We start from the raw sequence: 17,545 nt of genomic DNA, 5'->3' as shown, positions 1-17,545 counted from the left end.
TTCGGTTTGAAGCCCCTAAAGCCGTTTGCTGCGGCCTGCTGGAAGACTTATGCGGGGGTAAGGCCTGCCCCACTCCCTCGAACTTCACAACCTCTTGAGCGATCCTGGCGAGCGGCAGCTCCATGGTCTTGCGAACCAGCAGCCAGCCGGCTGCGTGTGCTCGGTCGGCAAACTCGGTCACCTAGTCTTCAGTCATCACCAGGATGGACGCCGGTTTCTACTTCGGCTTATTGGGTTCAGGTAGAAGAGGTGGGGGCGCAGCCCCTTCCCCAACCCTTTCCCATCAATCGTAGACGGAGACGAAGCATTGCTGCCACCCTGCTGCTTGTCAGCATCTAGTTGCAAATAGCATTGCTATTAGCAACCCCTACAGCAGCGCAGTGGGGTATGAGTCGATCCGTATGAGCATCACCGTAGTAGCGCTTAGCAGCGTTCCAGCGGGCCTTAGCTTTGCGCATGCACCCCAGCGTTTTGAGTGGACTCGCCGTCTGAACGATGCTTCCGCGAAGTCGGGCAAGTTGGAAAGTCGTGCGACCTTCTCTACGTGCATTGACCCCCAGAAACTAGTCACCCGCGGCTACACAGTGGCTACACGCACGGCTGAAAAACAAAAAAGCCCGGTCGAAACCGGGCTAAGTTGTTGATTCATTTGGGGTGGCTGATGGGGCTCGAACCCACGACAACAGGAATCACAATCCTGGACTCTACCAACTGAGCTACAGCCACCGCAAGCCGCAAATTATAGCCGGAAGTCGTGCTGCTCTTTCAGGTGGCCCGAGGAGAAAACTCAGCGAGCGGGAGCAACCGGGGCAGCGGCCTTGGGCTCGTTCACCAGAATGCGGGCCTTGAAACGCGTCTTGAGCGCGTCGTAATAAGCCAGACTCTCCGCCGTGGCCCACCACTGGCTGTACTGCTGCACTTCCTGAGCCAGTGCTTGCGCCGGGCGAGCTTCGCGCGGCAGCACCTTTTCAACCTTCATGACGGCATAACCCTGGTCACCCAGCGGCACCCCGACCCAGGCGGGCAGGCTCTTGGGATCTGTGCTGAGCGCGGCAAGCATGACGGGCTGCGCCATACCTTGCGCATTCTCGCGAGAAATGGTCTGGACAGCGGAAAGACCGGTGGCGGAACCGCCCGCCTTCCAGGCCTGCAGCTGTTTGTCACCCTCTTCGCGCGCCAGTTCGGCCGAGCGCTGCGCCACCAGGCGTGCCCGCACGGCTTCACGCACTTCGTCCAGCGGACGGGTGCGAGCCGGCAAATGTTGAACCACGCGCGCGGCCACCAACTGGTTGGTGCCGGTTTCAATGGCTTCCGTGTTGCGCTTCTTGTCTATTGCGTCGGGCGCGAACAGGGAGGCCAGCAGGCGCTCGTTGGTCAGGACGCCGCTGGCAGCTTGCGGCTGCCGCTGAACACCTTTCGCAGTGCGGATTTCCAGCTTCAGGCGATCGGCTGCGGGCTTGAGGCTGTCGGCCTGCTCGTACACCAGATTGCTGAAGGTTTCGGCCGCTTCGGCAAATTGCTTCTGCGCCTGCTGCTGCTTGAGTTCGGCTTCGATCTCGGGCTTCATGGACTCGAAGCTGCGTTGAGGCGGGGCCTTGATGTCGGTGAGCTGGATGATATGAAAGCCGAATTCGGTTTCCACCAGATCGGAGATGCCTCCCTTGGCCAGCGAAAACGCCACGTCTTCAAACGGCTTGACCATGGAGCCGCGGGCGAAGAAGTCCAGATCGCCACCGTTGGCGGCAGAGCCGGGGTCTTGCGACTGCGCCTTGGCCACGTCGGCAAAGCTGGCAGGGTTCTTGCGCAGTTGCTCCAGCAGGGCAGCGGCTTTCACACGCACGGCTTCCTTGTCGGCGGCGGGCGCGCCGGCAGGCACGGTCAGCAGGATGTGGCGGGCACGGCGCTCCTCGGTGCCGGCCAGGCGTCCTGCGTTCTGGTCGTAATAGGCGCGCACATCGGCTTCGTTGAGCGTGAGCGATGCCTGCAGCGAACTGGCATCAAGCACGAGATACTCAATGTCGGCCTGCTCGGGCGCCTGAAACAACGGCCCGTTGGCGTTGTAGAACCCTTCGATCTCGGCATCGGTCGGCTTGACGCGCGCGGCGAAATCAGTCGCGTTGAAACGGGCCACTTGCACCTCGCGGCGCTCGAAGAATGCATTGAGCGACACGGTGGCCAAAGCCACGGGCGCGAAGCCTGAGCCCACGATGTTCTGCGAGACCTGCCGCTGCGACAGATCGGCACGCACGCGGGCTTCGAACATCTCCGGAGTGAGGCCCTGGCGAGCTACCAGCGAGCGGTACGCCTCCACGTCCAGCGAACCGTCGGGTTTGCGCAGGGCTGCGATGGCTTCGTTCTGCTGCAGCTCACGCGCCAGGCGCTGGTCGCTGGTGAAGAGGTTGAGCTTGCGCGCTGCGGTGGCCATCACGCGATCGCGCACCAGACGCTCCAGCGTGGCGTAACGCGCCTCGTCGCTCTCCAGCACCTTGGCGTCCAGCGTGGGCATGGCTTCGCGCAGGCGCTGGGATTCGATCTGGTGCGCCTGATCCCATTCGGCCTTGGTGATCCCGGTTCCGTCCACCGACGCCACGGGCTCACCGCTTTCGTTGAATCGGGTGTACCCCTCGATGCCGAACAGGACAAACGAAGGAATGATCAGGATCAACAAGAAGCCCATGAGGTACTTCTTGTGGTTGCGGATGGTATCGAACATGCCTGGAACCCTGCTGCTTCAAAAGGAATGTAAAGAGCTGTCTGAGCGACAACAAAAAAGGCGAACCCGGGTTCGCCTTTTCGATGGTGGTGGGTGCTGACGGGGTCGAACCGCCGACCTACTCCGTGTAAAGGAGCCGCTCTGCCAACTGAGCTAAGCACCCCACCGGGAAAGGGGCGACACCTTCAGTTCAGCGCGTCCTTGAGGGCCTTGCCCGGACGGAACTTCGGCACCTTGGCGGCCTTGATCTTAATCTCGTCGCCGGTGCGCGGGTTGCGGCCCTTGCGGGCTGGGCGCTTGGTCACGGCGAACGAGCCGAAGCCCACGAGCGACACGGTGCCGCCTTTCTTGAGCGTGGTGCGGATCGCGGTGATGGTGGAGTCGAGTGCACGCGTGGCAGCCGCCTTGGAGATATCGGCGTTCTTGGCAATGTGTTCGACGAGTTCTGTTTTGTTCACAAATGGCCCCTCTTGGATTGAGATGAGTTGTTCCGCTGGTACAAAGCTTGTCCTGGAACGGCGTTGTTGGCGGCCGTGGGACTGGTTCTGTGGATCGCTGGACACGGTGATGACCGTGGCGCACGAAATCTGATTAGACCCATGGGCCGCAACCCCTGTCAATACACGAGGGTTGCGTGCCCAATTCCGACGGCACAAGAGGCGAGATTCTAGACGCTTTCAACCGCTGCACCCTCGCGCGGAGCACCCCGGATCAACCCTTGATCGCCCGCGCAATCGCGCGGCCCACATCCGCAGTGCCCGCCGTTCCGCCGAGGTCTCCGGTGCGGGGCGCGCCGCTGCCGGGCTGCAGAACCGATTCAATGGCGGTCATGACGGCGTCGTGCGCGGCCTTGTAGCCCAGGAAATCCAGCATCAGTGCGCCGCACCAGATCTGGCCGATCGGATTGGCAATGCCCTTGCCGGCGATGTCTGGGGCCGAGCCGTGAACAGGCTCGAACAACGAGGGGTGTTGGCGCGTGGGGTTGAGGTTGGCGCTGGGGGCAATGCCGATGGTGCCGGTGCAGGCCGGACCCAGGTCGGAGAGGATGTCGCCGAACAGGTTGCTGCCCACCACCACGTCGAAGAAATCGGGGCGCTGCACAAAATGCGCGGTCAGGATGTCGATGTGAAACTTGTCGACCAACACATCCGGATATTCCTTGGCCATCTCGGCCACGCGCTCATCCCAGTAAGGCATCGTGATGGCGATGCCGTTGCTCTTGGTGGCGCTGGTGAGGTGCTTCTTCGGGCGCGAGCGCGCGGTCTCGAACGCATACCGCAGCACCCGGTCCACGCCGATGCGCGACATCACGGTTTCCTGCATCACGATCTCGCGCTCGGTGCCTGGGTACATGCGCCCACCGATGCTGGAGTATTCGCCTTCGGTGTTCTCACGCACGATCACCATGTCGATCTCGCCAGGCGCGCGCGCGCTGCCGTCGCGCCGCACCACCGGAGCGATCACACCAGGCATCAGACGCGCGGGACGCACATTGACGTACTGGTCGAACTCGCGGCGGAACAACAGCAACGAACCCCAGAGCGAGATGTGGTCCGGCACCTTGTCTGGCCAACCCACCGCGCCAAAATAAATCGCTTCATGCCCGCCGATCTGGTCCTTCCAGTTGTCGGGCAGCATCTTTCCGTGCCGCTCGAAGTAGTCGCAACTGGAAAAGTCGAAGTGGTCGAACTGCAGGTCGATACCGAACTTCGTGGCGACGGTCTCCAGCACCCGAATGCCCTCGGGCATGACTTCGGTGCCGATGCCGTCTCCGGCGATGACTGCGATGCGGTGTTTGCTCATGGAGGTTCCTTTGGGTGGATTCGGGACAGAAAACGTGTTCGACGTGGACGCGAGCATAGCCCGCACCAAGGCAATAATGCGGCAATTGATTCATTCCATTAAGGAAACAATTGGACCGTCCTGATTTGGAACTCGTGCTTGCCGTGCGCCAGCATGGCAGCTTGGTGATGGCCGCTCGCGCGCTGCGCGTGGCGCCCTCGGCCGTGACCAAGCGCCTGGCCGCGCTGGAGTCACGCCTGGGTCTTCGCCTGTTCCAGCGCACCACGCGGCGCGTGAGCCCCACGGCTGAGGGCGACACACTGTGCGAGCGCGCGGTGCATCTGCTGCGCGCGTTCGACGAGGTGGAAGCCGAACTGCGCGAACGACAGGTCGAGCCGGCCGGGCCGGTGCGGCTGGCGGCCACCTTCGGGTTTGGCAGGATGTGGGTGGGGCCGGCGCTGGCGGCTTTCCAGGCACAGCACCCCGGCGTGCAGCTGCAGCTGCAGCTCACCGAGCAGCTGCCCGATCTCGCGGTGGAAGGATTCGACGGCGCCATCTGGCTCTGGAACGCGCCGAATGAACGCGCGGCCGAATGGGTCTCGCGGCGGCTCGCCAGCAACCAGCGCGTGCTGGTGGCGGCTCCGGGCTACCTGCAGCACCATGGCGCACCGCGCTCGCTGCAGGACCTCGCTGGCCACAGCTGTCTGGTGGTGCGTGAAAACGGCGGCGGGCCCGGCCAGCGCTTTGACCACTGGCGCCTGCAACTCACAGGCGACGCGCAGGTGCAGCACGTGCCGGTGAATGGCCCGCTCTCCAGCAACTCGGGCGAGATGGTGCGCGACTGGTGCCTCGCGGGCCACGGCATCATGCTGCGCAGCCTGTGGGACGTGGCCCCACAACTGGCCAGCGGCGAACTGGTGCGCGTGCTGCCCGACCACGCGATGCCGGACGCCGACATCCACTGGCTGGCACCCTACCGTTCGCAGACCCCGAGGCGCATTCGCCTGTTGGTGGATTTTCTGGTGGAGCGCTTCCACCTTGAGCCCTGGAAGCCCGTGCAGCCCGCCCCTACCGGGAAGCGCGCACCACCAGGCTCACGCCAAAAGCGGTGAGCGCGGTACCCGCCAGCGTGACGGCCGTGATGGGCTCGGCGAACAGCGCCCAGGCGATCAGCGCGGTGCAGGGCGGCACCAGGTACATCAGGCTGGTGACACTGGCCGCCGCCCCGCGCTGGATCAACAGGTACAGCAACGAGCTGCCACCCAGGGTCAGGCCCAGCACCGACCAGGCCATGGCGCCCATGAGCTGGGCATTCCATTGCATGGCCTCGGCTTCCAGCAATGTCAGCGGCAAGGTGACCAGCAGCGCGGCCAGCAGTTGCACCGCGTTGGCGGTGCGCACATCGCACGCCGCCACGAAGCGCTTCTGGTAGAGCGTGCCGATCGTGATCGAGAACAGGGCCATGACCGCCAGCGACAGGTTGAACCAGGTGGCCTGGTCGCCCGGGCCACCCGCGCCGAACTTGCGCGAGACCACCAGCACCAGGCCGGCAAAGCCCAGCAGCAGACCGAGCCACTGCCGCCTGGAGACCCTAGAGCCAGTGCCCGAGAGCCAGATGGCGGTGAGCACCGGCTGCAGCCCGACGATGAGCGACGACAATCCCGACCCCATGCCAGCCTTGACCGCCACCCAGACCCCGCCCAGGTAGCCCGCGTGCATGAACACACCGGTGACAGCCAAGTGCATCCATTGCGTGCGGGTGGTCGGCCACTTCACGCCGGCCAGCAAAATCCAGGGCAGGAAACAGGCGATGGAGAGCGCATAACGCACCGCGAGGAACTTCATGGGCGGCGCATGCGGCATGCCGTAACGCGCCACGATGAAACCCGTGCTCCAGATGAGCACGAACACCCAGGGCATGGCGCGCAGCCACGCGTTGTCTTGCGTCGGGGAATGCATGGCCAAGGCCTCAGCGCGACTTGGCGCGGATTTCGGGAATGGCCTTCTGCAGGTAATACACCATCGACCAGATGGTGAGCACAGCCGAAATCCAGATCAGCCAGGTGCCCCAGAGCCGGGTGTCGACCAGGCCGAACAGCGTGCCGTTGAACAGCAGGAAAGGGATCGCGATCATCTGCACCATGGTCTTGACCTTGCCGATCATGTGCACCGCCACGCTCTTGGTCGCGCCGATGATGGCCATCCATTCGCGCAACGACGAGATGGCGATTTCTCGGCCGATGATGATGAGCGCGACGAACACGTCGGCGCGGTCCAGGTGCACCAGCACCAGCAGCGCGGCACACACCAGAAACTTGTCGGCCACCGGATCCAGGAAGGCGCCGAAGGCCGAGGTCTGGTTGAGCTTGCGGGCCAGAAAACCATCGGCCCAGTCGGTCAGCGCAAAGACGACGAACATGACCGTGGCGATCAGGTTCTGTTGCGCGACGCTCATGTCTTCCAGATAGAACACCCCCACGATCAACGGGATGGCGACGATGCGGGCCCAGGTGAGCAGGGTGGGGAGGTTGAAAAACATGGGCTGATTATGCGTTGACCACCGCAGGCCCGTTGCGGGGCAAGACCCTCAATGCAAGGCCCTGTAGATCGCATCGGCCAGCTCGGCGGAAATCCCCTCCACCGTGCAGAGGTCCTCCACACTCGCAGAACCCACGCCGCGCACACCACCAAAGCGCTGCAGCAGGCGCGCGCGCTTCTTCGGTCCCACGCCGGGAATGTCTTCGAGCTTGCTGCCACCGGTGCGCACTTTGGCGCGCTGGGCGCGCATGCCCGTGATGGCGAAGCGGTGGGCTTCATCGCGGATCTGCGCCACCAGCATGAGCGCGGCCGAGTCGTGGCCGAGGTAGACCTTCTCGCGACCGTCGGCAAACACGAGCTCCTCCAGTCCGACCTTGCGGCCTTCCCCCTTCTCCACACCCACGATGAGCGAGAGGTCCAGGCCGAGTTGCTGGAACACCTCGCGCGCCATGCTCACCTGACCCTTGCCGCCGTCGATGAGCACGAGGTCGGGCATGCGCGGGCCGGTGATGGACTCTGCAGTGGGCTCGGCCGCTTCATCGGCGAGGGCTGCGCCAGGCTCCGCGACCACGGTGGGGTCTGGCTGCGGTGCGTCTTCCGAGCGCATGGCTTCGGCGATCTTCCCGTAGCGTCGCAGCAGCACCTGCTTCATCGCCGCGTAGTCATCCCCTCCGGTGATGCCCTCGATCTTGTAGCGGCGGTACTGGCTGTTCTGCATCTTGTGGCCCTCGAACACCACACACGAGGCCTGGGTGGATTCACCGGCGGTGTGCGAGATGTCGAAGCACTCGATGCGCAGGCTGTCCAGTTGATCGTCGGGCAGTTGCAGCGCGTCGGCCAGCGCGCGGGTGCGGGCTTGCTGACTGCCCTCTTCGGCCAGCAGCCGGGCCAGCGCGATGTCGGCGTTTTTCTGCGCCATGTCCAGCCAGATGCGGCGGTGCTCGCGCGGGTGGTGCACCGCGTTCACCTTGGCTCCGGATTGCTCCGAGAGCGCGTCCAGCAGCGGCCTGCCCACCGCGTGGCTGGTCACCAGGATGTGGGGCATGGCAATGCCCAGGTAGTGTTGCGCAATGAAGGCTTCGAGCACCTGCACGGCCACGCGCTCGCTCGGGTCACCGGTGTGGGCCTCACCTTCTTCTGAGAGCGCGTTGTCGATCGCGGTGGCGTCGTCCACGTGCGCGGGGAAGTAAGGCCGGTCGCCCAGGTGGCGCCCGCCGCGCACCATGGCCAGATTCACGCAGGCGCGCCCGCCATGCACCTTGACCGCCAGCACATCCACGTCCTTGTCGGACAGGTTGTCCATGGTCTGCTGGTGCAGCACGCGAGAAAGCGCGGTCATCTGGTTGCGCAACTCAGCGGCTTGCTCGAACTCCAGTTTTTCGGCGTGCACCAGCATGCGCTGCTCCAGCGCGTCGAGCACCGCTTGCGTCTCGCCACGCAGGAAGCGCTCAGCGTCCTGTACGTCACGCGCGTAGTCCTCGCTGTCCACCAGGTCCACACAGGGACCGCTGCAGCGCTTGATCTGGTAGAGCAGGCAGGGCCGCGTGCGGTTGGCAAACACCGTGTCTTCGCAGGTGCGCAGGCGAAACACCTTTTGCAGCAGCGTGATGGATTCCTTCACCGCCCAGGCGCTGGGGTACGGGCCGTAGTAACTGTGCCGCCGGTCCACCACGCCACGGTAGTAGGCCATGCGCGGAAACGCCAACGAGGGCGACGGCATCTTCGCCGAGGTGCGGAAGGTCTCGCGCGTGCCGGTGATCTTGAGGTAGGGGTAACTCTTGTCGTCGCGGAACAGGATGTTGAACTTGGGGTTCAACGTCTTGATGAGGTTGTTCTCCAGCAGCAGGGCCTCGGCCTCGGAGCGCACCACCGTGGTCTCCATGCGCACGATCTTGCTGATCATGTGGCCGATGCGCGTGCCATCGTGGCTCTTCTGGAAGTAGCTCGACACGCGCTTCTTCAGGTTGCGCGCCTTGCCCACATAGAGCAATTGGCCCAGGGCATCGAAGTAGCGGTAAACACCGGGCAGCCCGGGGAGTGCGGCCACCTCGCTGAGCAGTTGTTCGGAATGCGTGTCTGACATGGGCGCGTATTGTGCGCGGCCTGAAAAGCCTTGCCCCGACAATGGCGACCATGCGTTGGGACATTTTCTGCAGGGTGATCGACAACTTCGGCGACGTGGGCGTGTGCTGGCGGCTGTGCGCCCAGCTCGCCAGCCGCGGCGAACAAGTGCGGCTCTGGCTCGACGACCCACAGGCACTGGTCTGGATGGCACCGGGCGCCCTTGAGGGCCGGTGGCCGGGCGTGGAGGTGCTGCACTGGAGAACGCCGCTGGCACCTGCCCTGGTGGACGGCTCGCCACCCGCCGATGTGTGGATCGAAGCCTTCGGCTGCGAGCCCCCCACCGAGTGCATCGAAGCCTTGGCCACGCGCGTCGACGCAGGCGAACCAGCACCGGTGTGGATCAACCTGGAGTACCTGAGCGCCGAGCCCTACGTGGAGCGCTCTCACCGTCTGCCCTCCCCGGTCATGAGCGGGCCGCTGCGCGGTCTCACCAAATGGTTTTTCTACCCCGGATTCACCGAGCGCACCGGCGGGCTGCTGCGTGAAGCCGATCTGCTGCAGCGGCAGGCCGCGTTCGACGCCGCCGCCTGGCTGCACGCTCTGGGCCTGCCACCCGCGCAGCGCCGGGTGAGCCTGTTCTGCTATGAGCCCGCCGTCCTGCCCGACGTGCTGCGCCAGGCCGACAGTGCGCCAGTCAGCACCAACTGGCTGGTGACGCCCGGACGCGCCTGGCAAGCGGCGCAGGCCGCGCCGGCCGGCCGGCTGCACGCCCTGCCCTTGCTGAGCCAGCCCGAGTTCGACCACCTGCTCTGGGCCTGCGACCTCAATTTCGTGCGCGGCGAGGACTCGCTGGTGCGCGCGCTCTGGGCCGGCCAGCCCTTGGTCTGGCAGATCTACCCGCAGCACGACGACGCCCACCACGCCAAGCTCGACGCGTTCCTCGGCTGGCTGCAGGCGCCGGGCTCCCTGCGGGCGTTTCACCGGGCCTGGAACGGCGTCGACCGCACGCCGGCCGTCTGGCCAGGACCGAGCGAGCTGGACGACTGGCGAGCTTGTGTGCAGGCGGCCCGCGCCCGCCTGCTGGCCCAGCCCGACCTGTGCACCCAGTTGCTCGGCTTCGTGCTGCAGAAGCGGCAGGCCGAAGGTTCAGGCGAAAAGCGATAAAATTCGAGGCTTTGCAGAAATCGGCCCGGGCGCCAGCCCGGCGCTTCGTTCCTGCCAGCCATCTGTCTCGCCGCACAGATCGCCACCATCAGATCGGTTCCCGGGTGTCCAGCCCACGCCGGGAACGCGCGGCCCAACCGTTGGAACCCTTATGAAAATCGCTCAAGAACTCCGCGCCGGCAACGTCATCATGCACGGCAAGGACCCGATGATCGTCCTGAAAACCGAATACAGCCGTGGCGGCCGCGGTGCTGCCACCGTGCGCCTGAAGCTCAAGGCCCTGCTCAACAACATGGCCACCGAAGTCGTCTGCAAGGCCGACGACAAGATGGACCAGATCATCCTGGACAAGAAGGAGTGCACCTACTCCTACTTTGCCGACCCGATGTACGTGTGCATGGACAGCGACTTCAACCAGTACGAAGTAGAAGCCGAGAACATGGGCGACGCGCTGAACTACCTCGAAGACGGCATGACCGTGGAAGTGGTGTTCTACGACGGCAAGGCCATCTCGGTCGAACTGCCCACCAGCGTCGAGCGCGTGATCACCTGGACCGAACCCGCTGTGAAGGGCGACACGTCCGGCAAGGTGCTCAAGCCCGCCAAGATCGCCACCGGCTTTGAAGTGTCGGTGCCGTTGTTCGTGGCACAAGACGACAAGATCGAGATCGACACCCGCACGGGTGAGTACCGCAAACGGGTCTGATCACACGTGATCGTTTGATTCAAGAGGCTCCTGCGGGAGCCTCTTTCGTTTGTATTCAACGCCCCGTGCCATGGAACTGATTGCCCGCATCGCCGACGTCATCATCCCGGTCTTTCTGATCGTGGCCATCGGCTATGGCTACGCGCGCCGTGGCGTACCGGACATGGCGGTGTTCAACCGCATCGCACTGGATGTGCTGGCGCCGCTGCTGGTGTATTCGGCGCTGGCCTCGCGCGACTTCCGCATGGCGGACCACACCGCCCTGCTCATCGGCGGCACAGTCCTCATCCTGCTCAGCGGTCTGCTGGCATGGCCACTGGCGCGGGTGTTCGGCGCTCAGCCGCGCACGCTGGTGCCGGTGGTCATGTTCAACAACTGCGGCAACATGGGCCTGCCGCTGGCACTGCTGGCCTTCGGCCCGGCCCATTTCGGCGCGGCCGTGGCGCTGTTCTCGGTGAGCAACCTGTTGCATTTTTCGGTGGGGGCGCGTGTCACCAGCCGCCTGGCGCGCACGCGCGACCTGCTCACCAGCCCGCTCATGATCGGCACCGCGCTCGGCTTCATCAGCGCGCTCACCGATGTGCGCCCGCCCGACGTGGTGCTCTCCGGTCTGAAGCTGCTGGGCGACGCGCTGCTGCCCATGATGCTGTTTGCGCTGGGTGTGCGGCTCACCGCGCTCACCCGCTCGGGGCTTGCGCTGGGTTTGCTGGGTGCCCTGGCCCGGCCCATGATCGGTCTGGCCATCGGCATCCCGCTGGCCTGGGCGTTGGGCCTGGAGGGCGCGGCGCGTGGCCAGTTGCTGTTGTTTGCAGCCCTGCCGCCGGCCGTGATGCAGTTCATGCTCGCCGAGCGTTATCACCAGCAGCCGGACAAGGTCGGCGCCATGATCATGCTGGGCAACGCGCTGGCGATCCTGTTCGTGCCGCTGGCTCTGGCGCTGGGTCTGTAGTCACACAAATCGAAGACACTGAAGTCTCAAGGAGACCCTCATGGAAACCACACAGAACATCAGCGAACGGCGCCTGGCCGATGCCTGGGCCGAGCTTCAAACCCACGCCAATGAAGGCAACGCCCTGCACGCCGACGCCTACCGGCTGGCCTTTGCCGACCCGGAGTTCCTGCTGCGCCGCGAGACGCGCGGCATCCGCTTTCAGCTGGAAATGCTCAAGCCCGACCTGGCGCAGCAAGACGCCGGCATCGAGAACACCGTGGTGGTGTTCGGCAGCGCGCGCTTTCGCGAAGCCAGTGAAGCCCGGGAGATGCTGGTGCGCGCCGAGCGCAGCGGTGAGGCGGCGGACATTGCACGCGCCAAGGCCATGCTGCGCAACGCGCCCTACTACGACCACGCCCGCGAGTTCGCCCGCACCGTGGCGCGCTACAGCGCCAGTTGCCCCAAGGCCGACCAGCTGTACATCTGCACTGGTGGCGGCCCCGGCATCATGGAAGCCGCCAGCCGTGGCGCGCACGATGAAGGCGCGCTCAACGTAGGCCTGAACATCGCGTTGCCGCACGAGCAGGCGGCCAACCCGTATGTGTCACCCGAACTGAGCTTCAAGTTCCACTACTTCGCGTTGCGCAAGATGCATTTCATGATGCGCGCCAAGGCGCTGCTCGCGTTCCCCGGCGGCTTCGGCACGCTGGACGAGTTGTTCGAGGTGATCACGCTGGTGCAGTGCAAGAAGTCCAAGCCGGTGCCGATCCTGCTGTTCGGCTCCGACTACTGGAAGCGCCTGATCAACCTCGATGTGCTGGTGGAGGAAGGTGCGATCTCGCCCGAAGACTTGAAGCTGTTTCAGTACGTGGACGATCCGCAGGTGGCGTGGCAACACATCGTGACGTTTTACGACCTGAAGGCGTAAAGCCCACGCGTTTCGCACGCCCATCCCCCGGCCAGAACGCCGCGGAACCGGCTTTGCCGGGCCGCAGGCGTTGTCCCCCTTTCAGGGGGAAGCCGCGTCAGCGGCGCAGGGGGTTCACTCCACTGTCCAGCCGCCGCCGAGCGCCTTGTAGAGCGCCACCTGGTTCTGCTGCTGCGCCAGGCGCGTTTGCGCCAGCGCCTGCTGGGTCGTGAACAGCGAACGCTGCGCGTCCAGCACGTCCAGGAAACTCGCCACCCCATTGCGGTAGCGCAGCTCGGCCAGACGGAAACGCTCGGCCTCGGCCGTGGCCTGCACCTGCTGGGCCGTGAGCTGGTCGCCCAGCGTGGCGCTGCCGGCCAGCGCGTCGGCCACTTCACGGAACGCGGTCTGGATGGCTTTTTCGTACTGCGCCACGGCGATGCTGCGCGCGGCTTTGGCCGAATCGAGGTTGGCGTTGTTGCGCCCGGCATCAAAGATGGGCAGCAGTGCCTGTGGCGCGAGCGTGAAACCCCAGGAGCCGCTTTCAAACAGGCCCGAGAGGCTGCTGCTGGCTGTGCCGGCGCTGGCGGTGAGCGAGATGCGTGGGAAAAATGCAGCGCGCGCTGCACCGATGTTGGCATTGGCCGCAATCAACAGCTGCTCGGCCTGGCGGATGTCCGCGCGGCGCGTGAGCAGATCGGAAGGCAATCCGGCCGGTACCTCACGCAGCATGGGCGCGGCTGGCACGGGTGCCACCGGCACCGCCACGCCGTTGGCCGTGGTGGCTTCGGGCATGGTGGGCGCGGCGGGCAGCAGCGCGGCGGGCGGCGTCTGCCCCACCAGCAGCGTGAGCGCATTGAGGTCGAGCGCGCGCAGGCGGCGCTGCTGGGCCAGGGCGGATTGCGCCGCGGCGGTCAGCGATTCGGCCTGTCGAAGGTCCAGCGCGGAGCTGGCACCGTTGTCGAAGCGCAGTTTGCTCAGCCGCAGCGAGTCTTGCCGTGTGGCCACGGTGCGCTGGGTCAGGGCCAGCAGTTCGTCATTCGTCTGCAGGCTCAGCCAGGTGCTGGCCACCGCCGCCACCAGGCTGGTCTGAGCCGCGTGGCGCGCCTCCTCGCTGGCGAGGTACTGGGCCAGCGCCGCTTCTTTCAGGCTGCCCAGGCGACCGAAGAAATCGATCTCCCAGCTGCTCAAGGCCAGGCCTACGCTGTAGGTGCTGGCAATGCCGCCATTGGCATCGGGCTGGCGGTTGCCGGCGGCTGCCAGGCCCACCGAGGGGAACTGGTCGGCACGGCGGATCTGGTACTGCGCGCGCACCTGCTCGATGTTGAGCGTGGCCACGCGCAGGTCGCGGTTGTTGGCCAGCGACAGCGCAATCAGATCGCGCAACCGCGCATCGCCCACGAACTCGCGCCACGCCATGTTGTCGCCCTGGGCTGCCACGGGGGCGGCTTGATCGGGGAACGTGGCGGCCACGGGCGCCGCGGGGCGCTCGTACTTGGGCGTGAACGAGCAGCCGGCCAGCGCGGCCGCGGCCACCAGGGTGAGCGCTGCGCGCATTGAGGATGAGGAAGGCTTACGCATCTTTGTGCACTCCGTGTTGTTGCGCCTGCTCGGCGTCTCGTCGGTGCTGACGTTCGCTACCTTTGAACAAGGTGCGCACCACCACAAAAAAGATCGGCACAAACACGACCGCCAGCACGGTGCCGGTGAGCATGCCGCCGATCACGCCGGTACCGATGGCGCGCTGGCTGGCCGAGCCAGCGCCGGACGCAATGGCCAGCGGCAACACACCCAGCGTGAACGCCAGCGAAGTCATGACAATGGGGCGGAACCGCAGGTGGGCCGCGGCCAGCGCCGACTCGATCACGCCCTTGCCCTGCGCCTGCAGGTCCTTGGCGAATTCGATGATCAGGATGGCGTTCTTCGCAGACAGACCGATGATGGTGATCAGCCCCACCTGGAAGTACACGTCGTTGGAGTACCCCCGCAGCAAGGTTGCGAGCAGCACACCCACCACCCCCAGCGGCACCACCAGAATCACCGACAACGGAATCGTCCAGCTCTCGTACAGCGCGGCCAGGCACAGGAACACGGCCAGGATGGCGAATGCATAGAGGATGATGGCCTGCGAGCCGGCGAGCTTTTCCTCGCGCGTCTGGCCGGTCCACTCGTAGCCGATGCCTTGTGGCAACTGGGCGGCGAGCCGCTCCATCTCGGCGATGGCCGCCCCCGTGCTGGCGCCGGGCGCTGCGCTGCCACTGATGCGCATGGACGGGTAGCCGTTGTAGCGCACGGTCTGCATCGGGCCGGTGATCCACTTGGTGGTGGCGAACGCCGACAACGGCACGGCCTGCGCCTTGCTGTTCACCACGTTCAAGCGCAACAGATCCTCGGGCTGCATGCGCGCGGGTGCATCGGCCTGCACCACCACGCGCTGCAAGCGCCCGGCGTTGGGGAAGTCGTTCACGTACGTCGAACCCAGCGCGGTCCCGATGGCGGTGTTGATCGCATCAAATCCTACGCCCAGGGCATTGGCCTTGTCGCGGTCGATGTCGATCTGCAGTTGCGGTGCATCTTCCAGGCCGTCGGGGCGCACCTGGGTGATCACCTTGCTTTGTGAGGCCAGGCCGAGCAACTGGTTGCGCGCGGACAGCAGGGCGTCTCGACCCAGGCCACCACGGTCCTGCAAACGGAAGCTGAAACCGGACGACGCGCCCAGCTCGGGAATGGGGGGTGGGCTCAACGGGAAGATGAATGCGTCGCGCACGCCCGAGAGCGCGCCGAACGCCCGACCCGCCACGGCCTCGGCCGAACTGCCGGGCGCCGTGCGCTCGGCCCAGTCCTTGAGCGTGATGAAGGCGAGCGCGGCGTTCTGGCCCTGGCCCGAGAAGCTGAAGCCCAGCACACCGACCATGCTCTGCACTTCGGGCTGCTTGAGGATGAAGCCTTCCACCTGCTTCATCACCTCCAGCGTGCGCTCCTGTGTGGCGCCTGGCGGCAACTGCACGTTCACCAGCATGGTGCCCTGGTCTTCACCAGGCAGGAAAGAAGTGGGCAGGCGCATGTAGACCACCACCGCCGCGGCGACGATGGCCAGGTAGATCACCAGGGTGCGGCCGGCGCGCGGCAGCAGCCTGGCCACGCCACCTTCGTAGCCCTTGGCGGTGCGCGCAAAGCCGCGGTTGAACCAGCCGAAGAATCCTTTCTTCTCGTGGTGGTGACCGGCTTCCACCGGCTTGAGCAGCGTGGCGCACAGCGCAGGTGTGAGCGAGAGCGCAAGAAACGCCGAGAACGCGATGGACACGCCCATGACGGCGGAGAACTGGCGGTAGATGTTGCCCACCGACCCGGCAAAGAAAGCCAGCGGCACGAACACCGAGATCAGGACCACCGTCACGCCGATGATGGCGCCCGAGATCTGCGTCATGGCCTTGCGCGTGGCCTCCAGTGGGGGCAAGCCTTCTTCGCTCATGATGCGCTCGACGTTTTCCACCACGACGATGGCGTCGTCCACCACGATGCCGATCACCAGCACCATGCCGAACATGGTCAGCACGTTGATGGAGAAGCCCATGGCCAGCAACACGGCAAACGTGCCCAGCAGCGCCACCGGCACCACGATGGTGGGAATGATCGTGTAGCGGATGTTCTGCAGGAACAGGAACATCACCAGGAACACCAGCAGCATGGCCTCACCCAGGGTGACCGCCACCTGTTCGATGGAGATCTTCACGAAGCGCGAGCTGTCGTAAGGAATCGACCAGGTCATGCCCTTGGGGAAGAAGCGCTCGAGCTCCTGCATCTTCGCGCGCACCGCATTGGCCGTGGCCAGCGCATTGCCGCTGGGCGAGAGCTGCACACCGATGCCGGTGGAAGGCTTGCCGTTCAGGCGCGCCGAGGTGGCGTAGGCCTGCGCACCGAGTTCGATGCGGGCCACATCTTTAAGGCGCACGGTGGCGCCATCGGCACTGGCGCGCAGCACCACGTTGCCGAACTGCTCGACGCTGGCGAGCTGCCCGTTGACCACCACGGTGGCCGCGATGCTCTGGCCGCCCACGTTGGGCAAGGCCCCGATTTCACCGGCCGAGACCTGAGCGTTCTGTGCACGAATTGCATTCGTGACGTCGGCCGCGCTGAGGTTGTAGCCCAGCAGCTTGGCCGGGTCGATCCAGATGCGCATGGCGCGCTCGGTGCCGAACAGCTGCGCCTGGCCCACACCGGGCAGGCGTTGCAGCTCGGGCACCACGCTGCGCGAGGCGTAGTCGCCCAGCGCCACCGGGTCCCAGGCCGGGTCGTCGCTGGAGAGGATGGCGAACAGCAGGAAGTTGCTGCGCGACTTGTCGACGCGCACACCCTGCTGCGTCACCGCAGAAGGCAGGCGCGGCGAGGCGCGAGACAGACGGTTCTGCACGTCCACCTGCGCCAGGTCGGCGTTGGTGCCGGTCTGAAAACTCAGCGTGATGCTGCCAGTGCCGTTGGCCTGCGCCACCGACTCCATATAGATCAGGCCGGGCGAGCCGTTCATCTCCTGCTCGATCACCGACAACACGCTGTTCTCCAGCGTGGCGGCCGAGGCACCGGGGTAGGTGGCGTTGATGATGATGGCCGGCGGGGCCACGGGGGGGTACTGCGCGATGGGCAACTGCGTGATGGACACGCCGCCCATCACCATGATGAAGAGCGCGATCACCCACGCGAAGATGGGCCGGTCAATGAAGAATTTCGCCATGTCGGGCGCTC

General features: G+C 65.3%; 13 protein-coding genes and 2 tRNA genes. 5 read left to right on the top strand and 10 right to left on the bottom strand.

The genetic code is table 11. The features are described 5' to 3' along the window. Positions 1-650: 650 nt before the first annotated feature. The 5 genes from F9Z44_RS08625 to F9Z44_RS08605 all read right to left on the bottom strand — a co-directional run bounded on the left by F9Z44_RS08625 (position 651) and on the right by F9Z44_RS08605 (position 4,516). Positions 651-726: transfer RNA gene (locus F9Z44_RS08625), tRNA-His, on the bottom strand. A gap of 61 nt (positions 727-787) precedes the next feature. Beyond that, entirely contained in the window at positions 788-2,713 is a 1,926-nt protein-coding gene (locus F9Z44_RS08620) for a SurA N-terminal domain-containing protein (protein WP_159605268.1), read from the bottom strand. A gap of 87 nt (positions 2,714-2,800) precedes the next feature. Then, positions 2,801-2,876: transfer RNA gene (locus tag F9Z44_RS08615), tRNA-Val, on the bottom strand. 22 nt (positions 2,877-2,898) lie between these two features. After that, positions 2,899-3,171 carry an HU family DNA-binding protein gene (locus tag F9Z44_RS08610; protein WP_056273362.1) on the bottom strand — a complete coding sequence of 91 codons (273 nt, stop codon included), beginning with the start codon at positions 3,169-3,171 and terminating at the stop codon, positions 2,899-2,901. Positions 3,172-3,424: 253 nt separating this feature from the next. Next, complete coding sequence (locus F9Z44_RS08605) at positions 3,425-4,516, bottom strand: tartrate dehydrogenase (protein WP_159605266.1); 1,092 nt, start codon at positions 4,514-4,516, stop codon at positions 3,425-3,427. Between the two features lie 110 nt (positions 4,517-4,626). Between F9Z44_RS08605 and F9Z44_RS08600 the strand changes: the two genes are divergently transcribed. Then, positions 4,627-5,607, top strand: a complete 981-nt coding sequence (locus F9Z44_RS08600; protein ID WP_159605264.1) for a LysR family transcriptional regulator — start codon at positions 4,627-4,629, stop codon at positions 5,605-5,607. On the opposite strand, the gene F9Z44_RS08595 is transcribed toward F9Z44_RS08600, so the two are convergent. From F9Z44_RS08595 to uvrC, 3 genes are read right to left on the bottom strand one after another with little or no spacing between them, the layout of a single operon-like run. Next, positions 5,564-6,454 carry a DMT family transporter gene (locus F9Z44_RS08595; RefSeq protein WP_159605262.1) on the bottom strand — a complete coding sequence of 297 codons (891 nt, stop codon included), beginning with the start codon at positions 6,452-6,454 and terminating at the stop codon, positions 5,564-5,566. The two genes, F9Z44_RS08600 and F9Z44_RS08595, sit on opposite strands and share 44 nt — an antisense overlap. A gap of 10 nt (positions 6,455-6,464) precedes the next feature. Next, positions 6,465-7,034 (bottom strand): CDP-diacylglycerol--glycerol-3-phosphate 3-phosphatidyltransferase, encoded by a 570-nt coding sequence (gene pgsA / locus F9Z44_RS08590; protein WP_159605260.1) that lies wholly within the window; start codon positions 7,032-7,034, stop codon positions 6,465-6,467. 48 nt (positions 7,035-7,082) lie between these two features. Further along, entirely contained in the window at positions 7,083-9,116 is a 2,034-nt protein-coding gene (uvrC, locus tag F9Z44_RS08585) for an excinuclease ABC subunit UvrC (protein ID WP_159605258.1), read from the bottom strand. Between the two features lie 41 nt (positions 9,117-9,157). On the opposite strand from uvrC, the gene earP reads away from it, so the two are divergent. From earP to F9Z44_RS08565, 4 genes are all read left to right on the top strand, one after another. Beyond that, positions 9,158-10,261 carry an elongation factor P maturation arginine rhamnosyltransferase EarP gene (gene earP, locus F9Z44_RS08580; RefSeq protein ID WP_442907271.1) on the top strand — a complete coding sequence of 368 codons (1,104 nt, stop codon included), beginning with the start codon at positions 9,158-9,160 and terminating at the stop codon, positions 10,259-10,261. 151 nt (positions 10,262-10,412) lie between these two features. Next, positions 10,413-10,967 carry an elongation factor P gene (gene efp, locus F9Z44_RS08575; RefSeq protein ID WP_159605254.1) on the top strand — a complete coding sequence of 185 codons (555 nt, stop codon included), beginning with the start codon at positions 10,413-10,415 and terminating at the stop codon, positions 10,965-10,967. Between the two features lie 70 nt (positions 10,968-11,037). Continuing rightward, the gene (locus F9Z44_RS08570; protein WP_201450030.1) at positions 11,038-11,916 is read left to right on the top strand and encodes an AEC family transporter; all 879 of its coding nucleotides are present in this window, start codon (positions 11,038-11,040) and stop codon (positions 11,914-11,916) included. Between the two features lie 40 nt (positions 11,917-11,956). Further along, positions 11,957-12,826 (top strand): TIGR00730 family Rossman fold protein, encoded by an 870-nt coding sequence (locus F9Z44_RS08565; RefSeq protein ID WP_159605252.1) that lies wholly within the window; start codon positions 11,957-11,959, stop codon positions 12,824-12,826. A gap of 114 nt (positions 12,827-12,940) precedes the next feature. Here the strand turns inward: F9Z44_RS08565 and F9Z44_RS08560 are convergent, their stop codons facing one another. Next, positions 12,941-14,362: an efflux transporter outer membrane subunit gene (locus F9Z44_RS08560; RefSeq protein ID WP_159605250.1), complete on the bottom strand. Its 1,422-nt coding sequence runs from the start codon at positions 14,360-14,362 to the stop codon at positions 12,941-12,943. Between the two features lie 16 nt (positions 14,363-14,378). Next, entirely contained in the window at positions 14,379-17,534 is a 3,156-nt protein-coding gene (locus F9Z44_RS08555; protein WP_159605248.1) for an efflux RND transporter permease subunit, read from the bottom strand. Between the last annotated feature and the right edge of the window lie 11 nt (positions 17,535-17,545).

The sequence above is a fragment of the Hydrogenophaga sp. PBL-H3 genome (genome assembly GCF_010104355.1).
GTDB lineage: Bacteria > Pseudomonadota > Gammaproteobacteria > Burkholderiales > Burkholderiaceae_C > Hydrogenophaga.
This window is presented reverse-complemented; position numbering and strand designations above follow the sequence as displayed.

What these genes read in the sequence shown, in the direction of transcription:
- F9Z44_RS08555 (WP_159605248.1), bottom strand. Translation starts at nt 17,534, where the DNA reads ATGGCGAAATTCTTCATTGACCGGCCCATCTTCGCGTGGGTGATCGCG.
- earP (WP_442907271.1), top strand. Translation starts at nt 9,158, where the DNA reads ATGGCGACCATGCGTTGGGACATTTTCTGCAGGGTGATCGACAACTTC.
- F9Z44_RS08605 (WP_159605266.1), bottom strand. Translation starts at nt 4,516, where the DNA reads ATGAGCAAACACCGCATCGCAGTCATCGCCGGAGACGGCATCGGCACC.
- pgsA (WP_159605260.1), bottom strand. Translation starts at nt 7,034, where the DNA reads ATGTTTTTCAACCTCCCCACCCTGCTCACCTGGGCCCGCATCGTCGCC.
- F9Z44_RS08620 (WP_159605268.1), bottom strand. Translation starts at nt 2,713, where the DNA reads ATGTTCGATACCATCCGCAACCACAAGAAGTACCTCATGGGCTTCTTG.
- F9Z44_RS08570 (WP_201450030.1), top strand. Translation starts at nt 11,038, where the DNA reads ATGGAACTGATTGCCCGCATCGCCGACGTCATCATCCCGGTCTTTCTG.
- F9Z44_RS08560 (WP_159605250.1), bottom strand. Translation starts at nt 14,362, where the DNA reads ATGCGCGCAGCGCTCACCCTGGTGGCCGCGGCCGCGCTGGCCGGCTGC.
- efp (WP_159605254.1), top strand. Translation starts at nt 10,413, where the DNA reads ATGAAAATCGCTCAAGAACTCCGCGCCGGCAACGTCATCATGCACGGC.
- F9Z44_RS08595 (WP_159605262.1), bottom strand. Translation starts at nt 6,454, where the DNA reads ATGCATTCCCCGACGCAAGACAACGCGTGGCTGCGCGCCATGCCCTGG.
- uvrC (WP_159605258.1), bottom strand. Translation starts at nt 9,116, where the DNA reads ATGTCAGACACGCATTCCGAACAACTGCTCAGCGAGGTGGCCGCACTC.
- F9Z44_RS08565 (WP_159605252.1), top strand. Translation starts at nt 11,957, where the DNA reads ATGGAAACCACACAGAACATCAGCGAACGGCGCCTGGCCGATGCCTGG.